Genomic DNA, 19,581 nt, shown 5'->3' on the forward strand with positions numbered 1-19,581 from the left:
TGTAGAGCCAGCACGAGCGAACCGGCCGGATTGTCATTTACCGGAAAAACTATATTGAATGCCGAACACAAATGTGCGCGGAGCTGCCGGGGTATAGGTCGTTCGATCCGTGGCATTATTGCCCCGTGTTGCATTCGTGGCGAATAGCGCATCGGTTACGTTGAGTATGTTCGAATACAGCTCAATACCCTTCCATTGATACCCGATTCGTACATTGGCAAAGTCATAGCCACCATAGCTAACCGTATTGGTCTGATTTTGAAACCAGCTCGACACATGCTGCCATTCTACCGACGTCCGGAAATTTTTCAGCCAGGCCGGATAGTAACTGATCTCCGTATTCCAGAGCGTGCGTGGAGCCGAGGGCATATCTTTACCATCGACGTTCTGCACCGCATCGGATGCCCGCTGACTAAGTGTAAATTCCACAAACCGATGCACAACGTGCGTCCCTCCGAAACGGAAGAATGCCTGTTTTGAAGGCCGGTACGTGACGCCCAGTTCAATACCCCGATGTACTGTCCGGCCCGCTGACTGGTAATCGGTTGAGTTGTCGGGCTGGCGAATGTTGAGCAGTTCGTTCCTGCCATTCATCTGGTAGAGCGCTCCATCTACGTACACCTTATTGTTGAACAATGAAGCCCAGCCACCGATTTCCGTATTGTCGAATGTGGCTGGCTGAAGATTGTAGTAGAACAAATCGCCGGAAGCCGTTGGTAGAGTTCGCTTTATGAAAATCGACGTAAGGGCCGGGGGCGAAAAACCCTTCGAATAATTCGCATACACACCCATACTGGATGGCCCCTTACCATTCCCCAGATCATACGTGACCCCGATTTTTGGCGTAGCCTGACTAAATGATTTATCGCCTGAACTCTTATCCAGCGCATTGGTATAGTCGAAGGCCATCCGGTCGTAGCGAAGCCCCGCCGATACCCGCAGTTTAGGTAATGGCTCGAAATCATATTGCAGATAAGCCGCTATGTTGTGAATATCGGCCTGATAATTAGCCAGCTGGATATCAGGCCTTTCTTTTAACAGCGTGTATTTCGCAACTGATTTTTTATCGGATCGTAATTCAGCCGCCATATCGGTTTGATAGGCATAATACGCATTGGGCGACAGATCGAGTGTGGCCCCGACCAGTAGCTTGCTGTTCAGGAAATTTAGCTTTTGCGTATGCTGGGCAATGATCCCAAAACTCTTGAAATCGTTGCTGTTAATCTGCCCCATAGCGGTTGAAGAACCCGTTGTCCATCGAATCGAATAGGCCGGATTTTGCCCCACGCTATTATTCCGTACAAATGCCGTTATGAATGATTGTGATCCATCTTTCCAGTCCTGTTCGAGTGTCAGGCGACTACGCAGCGAGAACGTTTTCCGATAGGTAAAATCAGTTGTGCTAACGTACTGACGGGCAAAAAACGCGGTACTATCGACGCTGCCACTAGTCTGCGAATTGTAGTTATTGTAGGAGAGCGTCCCCGTCAGGCGCGTACGGGGTGTAAACGCATAGTCGAGCCGGGCAAAATACGAGGACTTGTCGTAGTCAGAGCTGGCCAGCCACGAATCACGCTGCCGGGACACAAACCCTCCCAGATAAATACCCAATTTGCCCCGTTGGACTCCCGTGCCAAATTGAAGCCGCTGATATCCCCACTGGTCGAACTGGATGCCCACGCGGGCCGTTGGCACGGCAGTTGGGCGTTGGGTGATGAAGTTTACGGCTCCCCCCACGGCCTCTGGCCCATAAATTGAGGATACCGGTCCCTTAACTACCTCAATGGAGCTAACCGTAAATTGATTCAATTCGAGCAAGGCGTTGTGATTGAACACGCCCATTGGCCGAATCGGAACGCCATCTTCCAGGTACAGGAAATACGCATTGGTGGTCATCGGCTGCCGAATCGCCATCATATGCTGCTCATTGTTCAGGTTAACCATCAGTACGCCCGGTGTCTTGTTGATCACCTCATAAATACTGGTTGGCTTTGTCTCTTCGATTAGTCTGGGCGACAGCTTCGAAATAGCAATCGGTGTTTCGGTACGCAACGCGGCTTCCCGATTGCCCGTTACCACGACCGTCTGCAAGTCTTCAACGGCTGGTTCAAGAGCAAGGTGTACTGACTGATTGGGCGTTAATGTCACTCGTTGTCGGCGATACCCTACAGCCGACACAATGACCTCGTTAACAGTGGGAGTCAGTGAGAACCGTCCGTTCGCATCGGTAACGACGCCAGATTTCCCATCGGGAGCAATCAGGGTTACACCGGGTATGGGTTCTTTGGTTTGAGCGTCAAAAATCAACCCCTGACAGGTGGATTGAGCAGTTGCCATGCAGGCAGCTGCAACCCATAAGCCAATGGCCATGAGCAATTTATAGGTTATCACGAGAAGTTAGTTTAAGTCAAGCAAATAAGTAAGGCTACGGGCATGAAGCCCTGAAATGCCGCTTAGTAAGGTTCGCCTTAGAAACGGCCAGAGTCCACGGACGAGGATAGCTCCTGCGCCTGGACGATAGCAATTACTCCAGATACGTAGATAGATAAACGGCTTGACTTAAAACCGCGGAGGACGAAAGAACCCCATCAACGGGGCCAGTGCGATTGAAAAAGTATACTCGAAGAAATTCATTGGCAGGGACTGCGTCCAGAACGGGCTAAACGCAAACGGTTGACTAGCCTCAAAGAACAACTGCAAAACGGGGGTAGTTTGAACCCGTTCGGTGGTTTCCTTATCCTGTTTGTCCTGTTGGGCTTTCAATTGCTTAGCCAGATAGCATTGGCCATCGCAGTGAAGTTGAGGCTTATCCCGGTTTTCGCACAAAACACGGGCGATGTAGTCCCTGTTGGCATGATAATACGCAATGGTTCCCCACTGGCTGACCGTTGGCAGCAGCGTTGCAATGAGGAGAACAAAGACCAGCACGTTTTTCATGGCGAACAAAGATAGAGTGTGATCGCTTTGGTCCGGTTATTTTAACCGGAGAAAGTTTATACTCTCCGCTCAACACCCAACCATTTATATAGGGAATACTGAACAATTCGACATAAACGCAACATTGTTGCATAAATTTATATCTTTGCCTAAAAAACTACCCACTTATGCGCAACTTTATTCTTTTCTGCCTGGCATTATCTTTAGCTGCCTGCTCCGGGAAAACTGACGCCGACCAGTCCATACTGAATGAAGCTGCAACATTTCATAATGAAGCGATCAACGTACAGGAACAGGTAGAACCTCTGATTGATGAGATTGACTCGGTACGTACTGTGCTTATTAAAAAAATGACCCCTGAGGCAAAAATCACGGCCCAATCGCTCGATAGTTTGAAAACGGCATTTGAGCAGTGGGAGGAAAATCTGGTAGAAGTGCCCGGCATGAAGCATGAGCATCATCACGAGCATGATAAAGGCCACCACCATCATCATAACAGCGACACCAAAGATCTTCCTGCCGACCAGATGCGCGATCTACAACAGGCATTTCTGACGAACATCAAACAAATTCAGCAACAAACCCAACAGGCTATGGAACAAGCCAAAAGCATACAGTAACCGTCATTCGAGTGAGGCTAGCCACAGCATCAGCCCAATGCCCATCAGCACGAACAGGCTCTGAAACCACGACATACCGGATTGATTGGAACGATGTAATTCAGGTATTAAATCGCTGGAAGCCACATAGATGAATCCACCTGCTGCTACCGGCATTAGATAAATCAGATACGCTTCGAACCATAGTCCGGCAAGAAGTACGGTACTGATTCCCAAGAGGCATGTTAGAGCCGATAGCAAATTATAAACTACTGCCCGACGGATGCTAAAACCACCATAGAGCAACGTACCGACATCGCCCACTTCCTGCGGCAATTCGTGCAATAGCAACCCCGCGGTTGTGGCCCAGCCAGCCGTTGGGCTAACTAAAAAACTACCTGCAATGAGCGTTCCATCAAGGAAGTTATGCAGGGAATCCCCCAGCAAATTCATGGAAATTAACGGCTTTACTACAGCGCCTGTTGTCAGACGTTGGTCATGACGCCACCGGATCAGCTTTTCAAGATTAAAAAAGAGAAAGATGCCTGCCAGCACTTCCAGCAAAACAAGCTGAACGTTACCAATTCGCTCGAGTGATTCGGGTAGCAGGTGCAGAAACGCGTCCCCCAACAACACCCCCGTCGATAAACTGATGAACAGGGGCAACCATTGACGCAACACAACGGACGGAATCAGGTAAGCGAATCCCCCAACCAGGGCAACACCACAAACCGCCAAACCTGCCAGACTGCTTTGCCCCCAGATTTCCCATCGAATCAAGTGGGCTGTCAGTATTATAATCCGTACGATTTATTTTGGCCGGAGGGGAGTGCTTGGCAATCACGAAAGTACCCAATCGCACGAATGCCCAACCATCAAGTGAAGCCGTTAGACACTCACCCTCCCGCAACAAAAGATTTATTGATAAAGAATGTATCCGTATTGCCACCTGCTATCCATTTTCCAGCAGCCATCTTTCATTATTCACTACCCCTTGGAAAGGGATCGCCAAAAACGCCACCGATTTCCATATGCCTCATTTCCAATTCAGTACATAGACAATCCTGCAACTCTTTTGTGATTTTTTCCGGGTGCAAATCCTGCCCAATGATGACCAGTTCGTTCTGCCGATCGCCGAAGCGTTTGTGCCAGCCAGATTCTATAGATTGCCGATTTTCCAGAAATGACCCGTACTGGATACGTTGAGAAAAAGGCATCGACACCCACCACACACCGGCCGATTCGGCTCGCAGGCTGCCACCAGCCTGACTAAAATTCAGCGCATCATCCGGTCGGGAAGCCAACCAGAACAATCCTTTACTTCGGAGAATACCTGCCGGGAAATCCGCACTCAGATAGTGCCAGAAGCGCATCGGATGAAATGGTCGCCGGTCGCGGAAAACAAACGATGAGATCCCGTATTCGTCGGTTTCAGGGGTATGACCTTTGCCGCTTTTCTGATTCTGTATCTCCTGAATCCAGCCTGCTGATTGTGATACTTCGTCGAAATCAAATCGGCCCGTGTTCAGAATTTCGGTCGGATCGACCTTGCTGAACTGGCTTTCAATAAGTCTGGCTTTAGGGTTCAGTTTTTGCAGAATAGCGTTCAGCTCACCTACCTGATAGCGGCTCAACAGATCTGTTTTGTTCAGGATAACGACATCGGCAAACTCGATCTGGTCGGTCAGCAGATTGACAATCGTTCGGGTATCTGCCGTGTCTTCATTCAGTTTACGATCATATACAGTATCGATACTGCCGAAATCGCGGGAAAAATTGAACGCATCGACCACCGTTACCAGAGTGTCAAGGCGGGCAAAGCGCGACAGATCGACCCTATTGTCTTCGTCTATCGAACTATCAGATTGAAAGGTGAAGGTCTGTGCTACAGGCAATGGCTCCGAAATGCCCGACGACTCAATCAGCAGATAATCGAATCGGCCCTCCGTCGCCAATTTTTCGACCTCAATCATTAAATCCTCGCGCAGCGTGCAGCAGATACAGCCATTCGACATTTCGACCAGTTTTTCTTCTGTGCGCGAGAGCATACCTTCTTGCCTGACGAGCGCTGCATCGACGTTAACTTCGCTCATGTCATTGACAATCACGGCTACTTTTAAACCCTGCCGGTTATGAAGTACATGATTGAGGAGTGTTGTTTTTCCGGCTCCCAGAAAACCACTCAATACCGTAACCGGTAAACGATTATCGACGGGCTTGCCCGCCGTTGCAACAGTAGTTTGACTTGCCATGTGGCAAATCTAAAGACTATTTTTCTTTTTGCAACAATGTTGCAAAAAGAAAATAACCAAGCCTTCTCCCCAACGATAAATGATTGCTTATCGAGTCTGGTCAATGGCTACGAAATCATAAGGGAAGCTATCCTGTCTATTGTTTCTCAACTTCATCGATAAGTTGTCGAATAACGAATTGCTGTTCAGGTAACAACGAATTCAGGCTACCAGTCAACGATTCTTTAAGCTGCTCCCACTGGTGCGGTTGCAGAAAAATTAGCTCCGTGGTAAAATCGACCGTGCCCTCCACTTGAGTTTGCCGGTTGCTATTAATCGGCAAATGGGGTGTCAGGGCTTTGATTAACTGTTGAGAAAGTTCACTACGAATGTATTGATCCAGTGTGTGCTGGGGCACTCGCCCCTCCGTATCCGCTTTCTTGAGGGTTGTAATGGCTTTATAATTCATAAGCTCCGTTTGCCGGTATCGCCTGTTTTACAAAATGCGGATTGGTTTTTTATCTTCATCCAGCGCAACGAACGTAAACGTACCGTGAATGGCCTGGTGACGTTCCATCGAGTACATCTCTTCGACATAAATCTCGACGGCGATTCGGATGCTGGTATTGCCAACATAATCAACCCGGCCGACGAGTTCAATAATGGTACCCGCCGGAATGGACTTCGTAAAATTGATTTTATCGGACGATACGGTAACCATGCGCTTACGAGCAAACCGGGTAGCCGCGATAAAGGCAACTTCATCCATTAATTGCATGGCAGTACCGCCAAAGAGCGTGTCGTAATGGTTCGTCGTACTGGGAAATACAGCTTTAAATATGCGCGTTTCGGCCGCTGAAATTCGATCCGCAATGGCGGTTGTTTTGTCAATGCCCATGCAGCAGCTGATTTACTTTCTTCTGGTGGTTAAGTTGATTATATTCCGATCGAAGTACATGCAAACAAGCTGCGCACAGGCATCCCTGATACAGCGAATTGATATACTGTCGCTGGTCGTCGGTTAGCGTCAGTGTCTGACACTGGCACAGGTTGATACTACCCACGCGGCACTCGAAAGAGCGTTGACAGCGAGGGCAAGTCGTATGCTCATGTTTATTGATGGCTATAGCGGTCATTTGATTCAATTTCCTGTTCAAAGGCAACAAAATTAACTACTTGTTTCTGTCGATTAACGATGGGGCGAATAATGATATGACACCAGTATGCTGTCTGATCTTTGCGATAATTCAGTATTCGTTCGTCAACGATTTTCTGCTGGTCAATCGCCTTCCTGATCCGCTGCCTCGATGAAGGATCGGTCTTGACTCCCTGCAAAAAATCAGGTCGACGGCCCGTTGCTTCGTGGTTTTTGTAACCCGTCATTCGCTCGAATTGGTTATTTACATAGCGAATAATCTGCGACGTATCCGTTATAACAATGGCCCAGTCACCACTTATCAAATCACGACGGACTGGCGCTGACAGCTCCCAATCATACGTTTTCGCCAACGCCAGCCAACCCGCTGTACCAGTTGATAATGCCGGATTCTGTCTGAACTCCCAACCACCCCACAACGGTGTGATCTGGGTTACTCGATAGGTGTTCGCTACTTGTTTGTCGTATGGTCCGCAAAAATCCATAATATGGGCGATTAAGGCCTTCTGCCCGTTTGGACAGAAGGCCATGACTAGTTACACTGTCTCTGTAACTAAATCGCGGGCTGTTTGGGCAGCCTGAACCATATTTTTCAGCGCATCGGCTGTTTCTGACCACCGGCGCGTTTTCAATCCACAGTCTGGATTCACCCACAAATTACGGGCGGGCAAAACAGTTGCTGCCTTTTGTAAGAGCTCAACCATTTCGTCAACCGTTGGCACACGAGGGCTATGAATGTCATAAACACCGGGGCCTATTTCGTTGGGATAAGCAAATTTTCCGAACGCGTCCAGCAGTTCCATCTGTGATCGGGACGTTTCAATGGTGATCACATCGGCGTCCAGTTCGGCAATCGCACCAATAATATCGTTGAACTCGGCATAGCACATATGCGTATGGATCTGCGTATGATCCTGAACCCCCGAAGCCGCCACCCGAAAAGCCATAACCGCCCAGGCCAGATAAGCGGCCCAGTTCTCCCGGCGCAGCGGAAGTCCTTCCCGCAGAGCAGGTTCGTCAATCTGAATAACGCCAATACCAGCCGCTTCCAGATCGACAACCTCATCGTGAATAGCCAGCGCAATTTGCAGACAGGTATCCCGACGCGGCTGATCGTCGCGCACGAACGACCATTGCAGAATGGTAACTGGCCCAGTGAGCATTCCTTTAAGCGGCTTACTGGTCAACGACTGGGCATATTGCGACCAGCGTACGGTCATTGGCGCGGGCCGATGCACATCGCCGTAAATGATTGGTGGTTTCACGCAGCGTGAGCCATAGCTCTGTACCCATCCGTTTTCACTGAACGCGAATCCATCGAGTAGCTCGCCGAAATATTCGACCATATCGTTCCGCTCAAACTCACCATGAACCAGTACATCCAGTCCGATTTCTTCCTGCCAGCGAATCGCCTGCTCAGTTTCGGTTCGAATAAAGTCTTCGTACTGCTCCAGTGTCCTGTCACCTTTCTTGAATTTAGCGCGGTTGGCCCGAACCGCTTCAGTCTGCGGAAACGACCCAATCGTCGTTGTTGGGTATAATGGCAATTTGAGCCGATCATGTTGCAGAGCCTGACGCTGGGCAAACGTTCCATGACGACGGGCATCCTGATCCGTCAGTAATGCCAGACGAGCCTGCACGGTTGGGCGGTTGATAAGCGGTGACTGTCGGCGGGCGACCAACGCGGCCTGATTGGCGACCAGGGCTTCTGTTGCCTGCCCGTTATTCGGTTCCCGGAACAGCGTAACCAATGTCGAAACCTCATCCAGCTTTTGCCGGGCGAAAGCCAGCCACTGCTTTATTTCGGGCGTCAGGCTCTTTCCATTGGTTTCTGAATTCAGATCACAGGGAACATGCAGTAATGAACAGGATGGCGCAAGTAACAGGCGCTCGGCTCCTATCGCATCGGCTGCTCGCTGAATCATAGTCAGCGAATTTTCCAGATCATTGATCCAGATCGTACGCCCATCTACCATACCCAATGACAAACGGGTCTGTTGATTGACGAAATCGGTTTTTAATAAGTCTTCCAGCTGGCTTGGACACCGGACCAGATCAAGATGCAGGGCATCGACGGGCAGTTGAACCACCAGATTCAGATTAGCCCCATAGCATTCGAAGTAGGAGGCCAGCAGGAATTTAAGTTGGGGAAACTGCCCTTTGAGTCGATTATACGTTACAGCAAAAGCTTCCCGCTGCCGATCGGTCAGATCGAGTGACAGACAGGGCTCATCGATTTGAATCCAATCAGCTCCCAGCGCCTGAAGGCTGGTCAACACCTGTTCATAAACGGGCAACAACCGATCCAGTAAATCCAGCCGATCGAAACCAGATTCCTTTTCTTTACCTAAAAGCAGATACGATACGGGGCCGATCAATACGGGTTTTGGCGTTGTGCCGAGCGTTTGTCGGGCTTCGTCAAATTCGGCAAAAATCGCATCGGAGAAGAGCTCAAACGATTGATCGACCGTAAATTCCGGAACGATGTAATGATAATTGGTATCGAACCACTTGGTCATTTCCATCGCTTTCAGGTCCAGACCATCCTGCTGATACCCGCGCGCCATGGCAAAGTAAAGCGTCAGCCGGTCAACGTCGGGCCGGTCGAGCAGCGGCTGAAACCGCTTCGGAATAGCTCCAACGGTCAGGGACATATCCAGTACCTGATCGTAGAACGAGAAGTCGTTGCAGGGAACCAGCGTAATGCCAGCCTGCTGTTGGGTCAGCCAGTTGTCCTGTCGGATGCGCCGACCGATTTCCTGCAATTGCTGACGTGTGATTTTGTCGGCCCAGAACTGTTCACAGGCCCTTTTGAGTTCGCGGTGGCTACCGATTCGTGGATAGCCGAGGTTGTGTGCGATCATGTTGTTAATTGATAAAAATGATTGATCGCGTTCGTTGCCGAACTCCATACGTCTATCACATTACCAGGACTTTATCAACACGACACACCACACCCATCCCCACCGAAAGAAGAGAAAAGAAGAAGCGGTCAATCTTGATGAAGCCTAATAGCGTGTAGGCGCAATCAGCAGGGCTAAGGCAAGTCTCCTGGCTTGTGACGGTATTTGCCGTCCTTCTCATCCCTTCACAACGGCGAACCGCTGTTGGAACAATGGACATCGAGGGCAAACCCTTTTCTAACGGTCACTGACAGTAGCAACGTCTGCTCGTGATTCTCACACGATTCCTTTTTAATTTCCTGAAGCTCTCAGGAAAACCATAGCCTGTTTGACGGAAAACAAAGAACGTTGGGGCAAACTAACTGGATTAGCCCGGTAAAAACAAGGAATAAATCAACAAAATGCCCCCTATCTGCTTCTATTAACGTTTTTGACTACCTGTTGCATTAACTCATGCTTTACATTTATGCTTATGAAGTTGGTCGTATACCTTTTTTCGTTTTGGCTGTTGTTGCTGGCGGGTCTCCCCTGTCCGGATGCCGACTGCCATGCGCACGAACGTATAGCCTCTAACACCGCAACTCCTCATTCGACCGACGATCCTGATCATGGGCACAAAGCGCCATGTAGCCCATTCTGCCACTGCGCAACCTGTGCTGGCTTTTCCATTCCCCGGATTTTCAGCTACAGCCTGTCCGTTAAGCTGACGACCATTTTCCCCATCCGTCAGTTTTTTGCCTATCAGTCTCCCAATCATGCGGATGTGATTCAGTCCGTCTGGCAGCCGCCCAAATTGTAACCGTTTTTCATGGATTTCTTCACGGCCAATCATCCATTGGCTGAATTGTTCCATTGTATTCATCCTACAGAATGAAAAACGTTTTTCTATTCCTATTGCTTTTGGCAGCCGTTTTCCGAAACACGGCTTCTCAGGGGCAGGATACCTTACACATTACGGTGCGCCATGCGACCACAAACCAACCGATACCCGGTGCTACTGTCCTGATCATCGGCACCACAAACGGCGCGGTTACCGATACTGCCGGAAACGCCCAGCTCCGGCTACCAACTGCTGGCCCTTATAAAATCAGGGCATCGGCGGTGAGTTTCCTGTCTGTTACGCAAACAATTAATTTACCCATTAGCGATACAATTCGTTTTGCGCTCGAAACCTCCGAAGAAGCACTGGAAGAGGTTACCGTTTCATCCACCCGAAGCGGTCGAACGGTAGCCGATGAACCGACTCGCGTTGAGGTTATTGATGCCGAAGAACTCGATGAAAAAGCCAACATGCAACCCGCCAATATCGCCGTGATTTTGCGTGAAAGTCCGGGCATTCAGGTACAACAGACATCGGTTATGTCGGCCAATGCAACCTTCCGGATTCAGGGACTCGATGGTCGCTACACGCAACTGTTGCAGGATGGTTTACCACTTTACAGCGGTTTTTCGAGTGGATTGAGTCTGATGCAGGTGCCGCCCCTCAACCTGAAACAGGTGGAAGTGGTAAAAGGCTGTCAGTCTACGTTATATGGCAGTGGAGCTATTGCGGGGCTGGTCAATCTGGTTACGAAAGAACCGACTCGTCAACGCGACCTGTCATTCCTGATCAACGGCACGTCGGCGCTGGGCCTGGATCTGAATGGGTATTATGCCCAGCGAAACGATAAAATTGGGATTACGCTCTATGCTACCCGCAATCTGCAACGTGCTTTCGACCCGAACCACGACCAGTTTTCTGATCTGCCCCAAACGGCCCGAACTACCCTGCAACCCAAACTATTCTGGTATCCAAACGCCACCATGACTGTATCGGCGGGGCTAATCTGGTCAAATGAACAGCGTACGGGCGGTTATCTGCCAATCATCCGGAATGAATCGGCAACGGGCTATACGGAGGCCAATGATTCACGACGGTTAGCGACGCAATTCCGGCTGGAAAAGCGATTTACCAGTGACGCGGTGCTGACCGTAAAAAACAGTTACAGCCGCTTTAACCGGGCCATTGTCCTGCCCGATTACCGGTTCGATGGTCAGCAACATTCATCGTTCACTGAACTCAGTTACTTTAAACATCAGCCAAAATCAGACTGGATTGTGGGTTTAAATGTCTGGACCGATAGTTTTCGCGACAACAGCCCTCAATCGACCTTCACCGACCCCTCCGTCTATCGACAGAGCATTGCCGGTGTGTTCGTGCAGAATACGCTTACGCTCTCGGAACACTTGAGCCTGGAAACGGGTCTACGCGGAGACGTCGTTACCACACGTGTTGGCGGAACGACCGATTCAGATTCACCAAAGGCATTTTTATTGCCCCGCTTTTCATTGCTCTACCGCGCTACAGAACACTGGTCGAGCCGGTTGGGTGGCGGATTAGGCTACAAAGCCCCGACCCTATTTACGGAAGATGCCGAACGGTTATCGTTCCGGGGAGTCAACTTGCGCTCTATCCAGAGCAACCAGACCGAATCATCCATCGGTCTGAACTGGGATATTAATTACCGCACAGAGCTAGGAAACGAAACCACACTATCGATCAATCAGTTGTTCTTCTATACGCAATTGAATCGCCTGACGGTGTTGAGCCCCCAGACTGATGGTTATGCCTTTCGCACGGCCGCAGGTCACCTCAACACGCGAGGTTTCGAAACGAATGTTCGATTGGTCTATCATGACATTCATGCGTTTTTAGGCTATTCATTTATTGACACCCAGCGCCGATACGATAACCTGACGGGTATGATTCCATTAACGGCCAAACACCGGCTTTACTTTACAACGCTCTACGAGACAGACAAGCTAAAAACCGGATTTGAAGCGTTTTATTCTGGTCAACAACAACGAACGGATGGCACCATTACGCGCTCATACTGGACGATGGGCTATATGATCGAACGGAAATGGTCCTTTGGGAGCATTTTTATTAATTTCGAGAACTTCCTGGATGTCCGGCAATCGCGTTTTGAACCGTTGGTTCATGGTACGCCAACGCAGCCAACATTTGTTACGGATATTTATGCCCCAACCGATGGCCGAATCATCAACGGAGGTATTAAACTGAAATTATAAGCATGGCTCACGATCTCCACGACTCTGCCCATAGTCACGCAGGCCATAACCACGGCCCCACGGTTCTGACATCCGTCAACCGGGCGTTGATTATCGGGGCGGTGCTGAATTCGGTTTATGTAGTGGTTGAATTCGCTATGGGATTCTACTACAATTCACTGGCACTGATTGCTGATGCAGGACATAATCTGAGTGATGTGGCCAGTTTGCTCCTTTCGCTGTTGGCCTTTCGGCTCGCACGTGTTCGGCAAACACCGAGTTTCACCTATGGCTATCGGAAAAGCACAGTATTGGCTTCATTGACCAACGCTGTCATCCTGCTGGTTACGATCGGGGCTATTTTGTGGGAAAGTATCCAGCGTTTCAAGCACCCGGAGCCGGTAGCCGGTGGTCCTGTTGCCTGGGTCGCCGGATTTGGTATCCTCATCAATGCATCCTCGGCGCTGTTGTTCTTCCGCGATAAAGACCACGACCTGAACGTAAAAGGCGCTTATCTGCACCTGGCGGCCGACGCGTTGGTGTCGCTTGGCGTAGTCATAGCTGGTGTTATCATCAGTTATACCGGCTGGGTCTGGCTCGATCCGGCTATCGGGCTGGCCGTCGCTGCCGTCATTCTGGGTTCGACCTGGGGGCTGCTCAATGATAGTTTGCGGCTCTCGCTCGATGGCGTTCCGGCCGATATCGACCTACCCGCTGTGCTGGCCGATCTGCGGACGGTTGCCGGTGTGCGCGATGTACATCACGTCCATGTATGGGCTATGAGTACGACCGAAAATGCGCTTACAGCTCACCTTGTCTTACAACCCGGCCTGTCCGACAGTGCCGAAACGGCTCTCAAAGCTGATGTTCGTCATCGGTTATTACACCGTAATATTGGCCATGCCACGCTCGAAACAGAGGTAACCACAGAGGCTGACTGTGGAGCCGAAGATTGCTGAGATAAATGACTTGATGTACTGGAAAATTCATCCCCTTTTCTGGTGCTGACAAGCCATTTTAGCGACCCGAACACTTCTGGCGATTACCACTAATCAGCCATAAAGCTGAAAATAAGCTCGTTAAGTCGCTTTAGAGATTATAGCAATCCCATGATCATCGATTTCAGCGGATTCACTAATGCAACATTGTTGCATTAGTGAATCCGCTGCTGTATTTTTGTCAAAACAATACAGGAATCATGGGTACAACAGATACATTCGACGTTGTCGTTGTTGGTGGGAGTTATGCTGGTTTGAGCGCGGCTTTACTCCTCGGACGATCGTTAAGGAAAGTGCTTGTCATCGATAGCGGCCAGCCCTGCAATCGGCAGACGCCCCACTCCCATAGCTATCTGACCCGCGACGGTGAGACGCCCGCCCAGATTGCAGCCATCGCCAAAGAGCAACTGCTGCAATATCCAACAGTTTCATTCGTAAATGATCTGGCGACAGTAGCGCGCCCTGAGTCGAGTGGATTTATAGTGGAAACCGCAGCCGGGCATCAGTTCCGATCGCGCAAATTGCTATTGGCAACCGGTATTCACGATATCATGCCAGCAATCGACGGGTTTGCCGAATGTTGGGGACGATCCATTTTGCACTGCCCCTACTGTCACGGCTATGAAGTTCATGGTCAACGACTCGGTATCATCGCCAACGGTGATATTGCCAACAAAATGGTGCGACTCATTCAACACTGGAGTCCTGATTTAACCTTGTTTACAAACGGCCCGGCTACCCTAACGGCTGAGCAATGGCAAACGACACAACAGCTTGGCATACCGGTTATTGAAACCGAAATTGTAGCCGTCGAGCATCAACAAGGTCAGCTAAAAAACCTTCGCTTTCCAGACGGATCGATCCACGAACTGGACGCCATTTTCAGCCCCGTTCCGTTTCGGCAACATAGTGAACTGGCTGCCCAGCTGGGGTGTGATTTCGACGAATCTGGCCTGATTAAGATCGGTGAATTCGGCCAAACCAACATACCAGGTTTGTATGCGGCTGGAGACAACAGCACTCCCTTTCGGCAGGTGTCGATCGCTGCCACGAACGGAGGTAAAGCAGGAGTCTGGATGAACCATGAGTTGATCGATGAAGATCTAGCGCACCGGCTGCATACCAGCGTTTTAAATTAGCCATTCATAGACGTCATCTGATGAATTTTCGTAGCCAGATAGCTGCAATTATCAGTCAAAAGCGATAAGTACATAATCAGCTGTGGTGAGCATCCAGAACGAGACACGGTTCGCTGCTATTTCAAGGTCAAGTGTAATTATACTTTCACAATAACAAATTATCTTTAACCCTGAAATAACAACTGATTTTTATGCGTTTATCGCTTTATCTGGTTCTCCTGTTCATTTTTGCCTATCCGTCCGTCGCTCAGCAAAGAACTTACTGCAACCCGATGGACATCAGTTATCGGTACAATTTCGAGCAGCTCAACGAGAAAATTTCGTATCGATCCGGAGCCGATCCTGTCATTGTTAACCACAAGAAGGAATATTATCTCTTCGTCACCATTCAGGGTGGCTGGTGGCATTCCAAAGACCTGGTTAACTGGAACTATATCGTACCCGACAAATGGCCAATGGAGGACATGTGCGCTCCGGCGGCCATGTCGGTCCGCGATACACTGTATCTGTTTCAATCTACCTTCGAGCAACGGCCCATTTTTATTTCGACGGAACCCGAAAAAGGAAAACTCAAATTTTATAATCGCTGGCTACCCCGTCTGCCCAAAGACATTGGTCCCTGGGACCCGGCTCTGTTTCACGACGATGATACCGACAAATGGTATATGTACTGGGGTTCATCGAATGTATACCCGATTTTCGGAGCTGAGCTGGACAAGAGCCGAAACCTGACCTACGCAGGCAACAATCCCGCCCAGGCATATAAAGCCATGCTCTGGCTCGACCCCTATAAACACGGCTGGGAACGCTTCGGCCCGAATCATTCCGACCCGTTCAAACCCTTTACGGAGGGGGCCTGGATGACCAAATACAAGGGCAAGTATTACCTGCAATATGGTGCGCCCGGCACCGAGTACAACGTATACGGCAATGGCACTTATGTTAGCAATGATCCACTGGGGCCGTTTGAGTACGCGCCTTATAATCCGATTGCCTACAAACCGGGCGGTTTCGCTACGGGTTGTGGACATGGCAATACGTTCCAGGACAATTTTGGTAACTATTGGAATACGGGCACTACCTGGATTGGCTACAATTGGGGCATGGAACGCCGGATTGTGATGAATCCGGCAGGTTTCGACAAAGACGACCATATGTTTGCCAACACGCGGTTTGGTGATTTTCCACATTACCTGCCTACGCAAAAAGTACCCAGCCAGAACGGAACGGAAAGCGATGCGCTGTTTACCGGCTGGATGCTTCTCAACTACAAAAAACCAGTCGTAGCCTCATCGACCCTATCGACACCTACTGATACCGTTCGAGTCGCGGCAAATGTAGCCGACGAAAATCCGCGCACATTCTGGGTCGCGGCTCAGAACAAACCGGGCGAAACCCTAACCGCTGACTTAGGAACGGAACGTGAAATCCGGGCCGTTCAGGTCGATTATATCGACTATAAACAAACTGTTTATGACTCCGATTCGACCGTGTATACGCAGTTCAAAATCCTGACCTCAACCGACAATAAAAAGTGGGATGTTGTTGCCGATCTGACGAAAGAACCCAAACGCGACCGGGCCTGCGCCTATGTGCAACTGGACAAACCCGTTCGGGCGCGGTATGTGCGATATGAGCACGTTTACGTTGCGGGTTCGCATCTGGCCATCAATGCATTCCGCCTATTTGGCAATGGATTCGGGAAAGCCCCGGCAACACCCGCTACGCTGACCGCCAAACGTCAGAAAGACCAGCGCAATGCCGACCTGTCCTGGAGCAAGGTTCCCGGCGCTGTCGGCTACAACATCCGCTGGGGCATTGCGCCTGACAAACTCTATCAGAATTATCAGTTCTGGAACGACGAAGCCAATACCTTCGAACTTAGGGCGCTCAACGTTGACGTACCGTATTATTTTGCGATCGAAGCCTTCGACGAAAATGGCGTATCCGTGTTGAGTAAAGTCATAGATGATGGATCGGGTCTGGGGAAAAAGTGATAGATTCAACCCATGCAATTCTTCTTCCGAAACGACCAGCCCGAAGTGGCCGTTGATCTATTACGCGAAGTCGGTCAATGGCTTGTTGACAATGATCGCGAACTCTGGACAGTTGACGCCCTGACACTCGACAACCTCATCGACGATTTTACCCGCGATAAGCTCTATGTGATGTATGCCGACCACGGCAACGGAACAGCGCCAGAACCAGCGGCAGCCTTCATACTTCAGTGGGAAGACCCCCATTACTGGCCCGATGTTCCGGCCAACACGTCGGGCTTTATCCATAAATTAGCCATCAGGCGTCCTTTTAATGGACAGAATCTGTTCGCGTCGATTCTGAAGTTTAGCCGGGAGGAATGCCTCAAACGAGGTATTTACACCCTTCAGCTCGAAACCGACGCCGGGCGACCTAAACTCATGCAGTTTTACGAACGATACGGATTCCAGCCTACCTATCAGCGCGATATGAGCGAATTCGGCAAGTCGTTTACCTGTCAGTTTTACATAATGACGTTTTAAGCAGACAGCGCGGCCTGGAAAGTCCACGCAAAACTAGCTTTGGTCAAATAAAACAGGACTTTTGCGTTCCAATTAATCAGTTCATCCATGACGCAACCGCGCCAGCGGAAAGTCCGTGACTTTCGACTGCCTCAGATTTATGCCATTATCCTGATTGACGTCATTGTTGGTTCAGCTGTTGGGCCAATTTTACCCGAATTTGTAAAGGGCCTGCAACGCCCCCAATTATGGCTTTCGGCTGGTACGGCTTTGTTTTTAGGTATGCAATTGTTCTCCGCTCCTTTGCTGGGGAAACTCTCGGATGGCTACGGCCGCCGACCCATTTTTATTCTCTCATCGGTCGGTACGTTTCTGGCCGATTGCTTTTTGTTGCCTGTTCGGGTAGGCTTTTATTTTGCGAACCGCATCAGCGACGGCACAACCAACGGCATGTATGCAACGGTGCGATCGGCGATAACAGACATTTCCCCCAAAGATCAGCTATTCAAAAACCTCGGCATCGAAGGGGCTATTATTTCGCTTGGTTTTGTCCTCGGACCAGCCGTTTCGGGTCTGCTTCTGACCACGTTCGATGTCGTTCAGGGCAATCAGGCGAAGGTTGTGGCGATTATGGCGGTCACACTCTCAAGCGTGAATATGCTCCTGAGCTGGACACTTCGGGAAACTCACCCAAACCCGCCCGGCGTTGACACATCGGCGCTCAAAAACGAACTGATTCAATCCCTGAATGTACAGTTGCTCTGGAGTCGACTAGCAGAAAAAGACAGCAAATATCAGGGATTGAAACAATTGGTACTCATGCAATTAGCACTAACCTTCAGCATTGGTTATTACAATTACTTCGTAACCTTCGCGAGTTTTGGCGAACTGCACATGGATGCAAAGGCTATTTCTTACTTTTTCATGTATTTCGGCGCTTTGAGCGTGGTCATCAGTTATGTCTTTTACGCTTACATGGCCGACCGGATCAACCAGCAACGGGCTATTTTCTGGCTGGCACTCATCGGAGTACCCGTGCTGGGCAGTTACGGACTGGTTGGGTCATCACTGGTTGGGCTATATATCCTGATTACAATAGACTGCCTGACCCTGTCGCTAATCCAGGGATTGATCGAGGGGTTAATGGCTCAGCTAACAACCGACGACGACCGGGGCGAAGTTTTCGGCATTAATCAGGCGTTGCAGGGGCTGGGTAGCTTTGCAACCACATTAGTCTTTGGGGCTTTGTCACTACTTGATCTGCGGCTACCGTTTGCCTGGTTTGCCGGTTGTCTGGCCATTGTAGCCTGGCTGGCGAATCAAAAACTCAAAAAACTATAAATCATACCCATACAGCCCATTTTCATTTTCTGAGTTATAGCCGTTCACTCAAAAGCAGTATACTCCGAGTAAGTGATTCATTATTTTTATAAAAAATCAATAATTATTAATATAGTCCCTATTCTCAACGACATGATTAACTGGCGAACACACCGGCACAAGCTAGTTTACAGTGTGATGATTGCCCTACTAGGCGGTCTATTTATGTCCGGGTGTTCAAAATGGAATCTGGAGCCTAAAGAAATAACACCCACTTCGTCGTCGACCCTTCCCACCGTAACCATTACGAACGTGGATAATTTTTCGATAACCGGACGTGGTACTGTGGTGACCTTTACCTTCAACGTGACCTCGGTACCCCGCGTAACGGTCAAAGAGCTGGGTGTTTGTTATTCAACTACCAATAAAACTCCGTCGCTGGCCGACGCATCAGGAACAACAGCCCTCGCAAAAGCTAAAGATCTGACTTTACCCAGCTCAATAGGCATTACCCTTACAGCAAAAGGAACGTACTATTACCGAGCCTATGCTCTTCTCGACGATGGGCGGGTCAGTTATAGCAAACTCGATTCGTTTGTGAATTGACCATCAAAAGACATAGTCGTGTTTGGTGATAATCCGTGGAAAAGCCCGCGATGTTAGCGTACATCAATAAACGTTTCGTATGGAGCTTCGAGCCGTGCCACGGTTTGTTTTCTTATCATTGGTAACCACGGTCCGCCGTGCGG

18 protein-coding genes and 1 riboswitch are annotated in these 19,581 nt (G+C 49.7%); of the genes, 9 read left to right on the forward strand and 9 right to left on the reverse strand.

Features of this window, described 5'->3' with window-relative positions; translation table 11 throughout:
• Positions 1 to 33: 33 nt before the first annotated feature.
• Entirely contained in the window at positions 34 to 2,370 is a 2,337-nt protein-coding gene (locus tag GJR95_RS39625; RefSeq protein WP_162392035.1) for a TonB-dependent receptor, read from the reverse strand.
• A 189-nt stretch (positions 2,371 to 2,559) separates the two neighbouring features.
• The gene (locus GJR95_RS39630) at positions 2,560 to 2,937 is read right to left on the reverse strand and encodes a hypothetical protein (protein ID WP_162391131.1); all 378 of its coding nucleotides are present in this window, start codon (positions 2,935 to 2,937) and stop codon (positions 2,560 to 2,562) included.
• A 167-nt stretch (positions 2,938 to 3,104) separates the two neighbouring features.
• Between GJR95_RS39630 and GJR95_RS39635 the strand changes: the two genes are divergently transcribed.
• Positions 3,105 to 3,557 (forward strand): hypothetical protein, encoded by a 453-nt coding sequence (locus GJR95_RS39635; protein ID WP_232541013.1) that lies wholly within the window; start codon positions 3,105 to 3,107, stop codon positions 3,555 to 3,557.
• 3 nt (positions 3,558 to 3,560) lie between these two features.
• Here the strand turns inward: GJR95_RS39635 and GJR95_RS39640 are convergent, their stop codons facing one another.
• The 7 genes from GJR95_RS39640 to metE form a co-directional block, all read right to left on the reverse strand.
• Entirely contained in the window at positions 3,561 to 4,316 is a 756-nt protein-coding gene (locus GJR95_RS39640; RefSeq protein ID WP_162391132.1) for a ZIP family metal transporter, read from the reverse strand.
• A gap of 200 nt (positions 4,317 to 4,516) precedes the next feature.
• Entirely contained in the window at positions 4,517 to 5,788 is a 1,272-nt protein-coding gene (locus GJR95_RS39645) for a GTP-binding protein (RefSeq protein WP_162391133.1), read from the reverse strand.
• Positions 5,789 to 5,924: 136 nt separating this feature from the next.
• A complete protein-coding gene (locus GJR95_RS39650; protein WP_162391134.1) occupies positions 5,925 to 6,236 on the reverse strand; it encodes a hypothetical protein in 312 nt (103 codons plus the stop codon).
• Between the two features lie 27 nt (positions 6,237 to 6,263).
• Positions 6,264 to 6,665: an acyl-CoA thioesterase gene (locus GJR95_RS39655; protein WP_162391135.1), complete on the reverse strand. Its 402-nt coding sequence runs from the start codon at positions 6,663 to 6,665 to the stop codon at positions 6,264 to 6,266.
• On the reverse strand, positions 6,655 to 6,903 hold the full coding sequence (locus tag GJR95_RS39660; protein WP_232541014.1) for a cysteine-rich CWC family protein: 249 nt from the start codon (positions 6,901 to 6,903) through the stop codon (positions 6,655 to 6,657). The genes GJR95_RS39655 and GJR95_RS39660 overlap by 11 nt, the downstream gene beginning before the upstream one ends.
• Positions 6,881 to 7,408 carry a PAS domain-containing protein gene (locus tag GJR95_RS39665; RefSeq protein WP_162391136.1) on the reverse strand — a complete coding sequence of 176 codons (528 nt, stop codon included), beginning with the start codon at positions 7,406 to 7,408 and terminating at the stop codon, positions 6,881 to 6,883. Before GJR95_RS39665 ends, GJR95_RS39660 begins: the two co-directional genes overlap by 23 nt.
• A gap of 51 nt (positions 7,409 to 7,459) precedes the next feature.
• The gene (gene metE / locus GJR95_RS39670; protein WP_162391137.1) at positions 7,460 to 9,787 is read right to left on the reverse strand and encodes a 5-methyltetrahydropteroyltriglutamate--homocysteine S-methyltransferase; all 2,328 of its coding nucleotides are present in this window, start codon (positions 9,785 to 9,787) and stop codon (positions 7,460 to 7,462) included.
• A gap of 160 nt (positions 9,788 to 9,947) precedes the next feature.
• Positions 9,948 to 10,163: riboswitch (cobalamin riboswitch) on the reverse strand.
• 135 nt (positions 10,164 to 10,298) lie between these two features.
• Between metE and GJR95_RS39675 the strand changes: the two genes are divergently transcribed.
• From GJR95_RS39675 to GJR95_RS39710, 8 genes are all read left to right on the forward strand, one after another.
• Positions 10,299 to 10,625 carry a DUF6660 family protein gene (locus tag GJR95_RS39675; RefSeq protein ID WP_162391138.1) on the forward strand — a complete coding sequence of 109 codons (327 nt, stop codon included), beginning with the start codon at positions 10,299 to 10,301 and terminating at the stop codon, positions 10,623 to 10,625.
• A 71-nt stretch (positions 10,626 to 10,696) separates the two neighbouring features.
• Positions 10,697 to 12,898: a TonB-dependent receptor gene (locus tag GJR95_RS39680; RefSeq protein WP_162391139.1), complete on the forward strand. Its 2,202-nt coding sequence runs from the start codon at positions 10,697 to 10,699 to the stop codon at positions 12,896 to 12,898.
• A 2-nt stretch (positions 12,899 to 12,900) separates the two neighbouring features.
• The gene (locus tag GJR95_RS39685; protein ID WP_162391140.1) at positions 12,901 to 13,836 is read left to right on the forward strand and encodes a cation diffusion facilitator family transporter; all 936 of its coding nucleotides are present in this window, start codon (positions 12,901 to 12,903) and stop codon (positions 13,834 to 13,836) included.
• Between the two features lie 239 nt (positions 13,837 to 14,075).
• Positions 14,076 to 15,014, forward strand: a complete 939-nt coding sequence (locus GJR95_RS39690; RefSeq protein WP_162391141.1) for an NAD(P)/FAD-dependent oxidoreductase — start codon at positions 14,076 to 14,078, stop codon at positions 15,012 to 15,014.
• Positions 15,015 to 15,205: 191 nt separating this feature from the next.
• On the forward strand, positions 15,206 to 17,011 hold the full coding sequence (locus GJR95_RS39695) for a family 43 glycosylhydrolase (RefSeq protein WP_162391142.1): 1,806 nt from the start codon (positions 15,206 to 15,208) through the stop codon (positions 17,009 to 17,011).
• A gap of 12 nt (positions 17,012 to 17,023) precedes the next feature.
• Positions 17,024 to 17,533 carry a GNAT family N-acetyltransferase gene (locus GJR95_RS39700; protein ID WP_162391143.1) on the forward strand — a complete coding sequence of 170 codons (510 nt, stop codon included), beginning with the start codon at positions 17,024 to 17,026 and terminating at the stop codon, positions 17,531 to 17,533.
• An 87-nt stretch (positions 17,534 to 17,620) separates the two neighbouring features.
• The gene (locus tag GJR95_RS39705; protein ID WP_162391144.1) at positions 17,621 to 18,853 is read left to right on the forward strand and encodes an MFS transporter; all 1,233 of its coding nucleotides are present in this window, start codon (positions 17,621 to 17,623) and stop codon (positions 18,851 to 18,853) included.
• Between the two features lie 177 nt (positions 18,854 to 19,030).
• The gene (locus tag GJR95_RS39710) at positions 19,031 to 19,438 is read left to right on the forward strand and encodes a DUF3823 domain-containing protein (protein ID WP_162391145.1); all 408 of its coding nucleotides are present in this window, start codon (positions 19,031 to 19,033) and stop codon (positions 19,436 to 19,438) included.
• Positions 19,439 to 19,581: the final 143 nt, after the last annotated feature.

The sequence above is a fragment of the Spirosoma endbachense genome (assembly GCF_010233585.1).
In the GTDB taxonomy this organism is placed as follows: Bacteria; Bacteroidota; Bacteroidia; order Cytophagales; family Spirosomataceae; genus Spirosoma; species Spirosoma endbachense.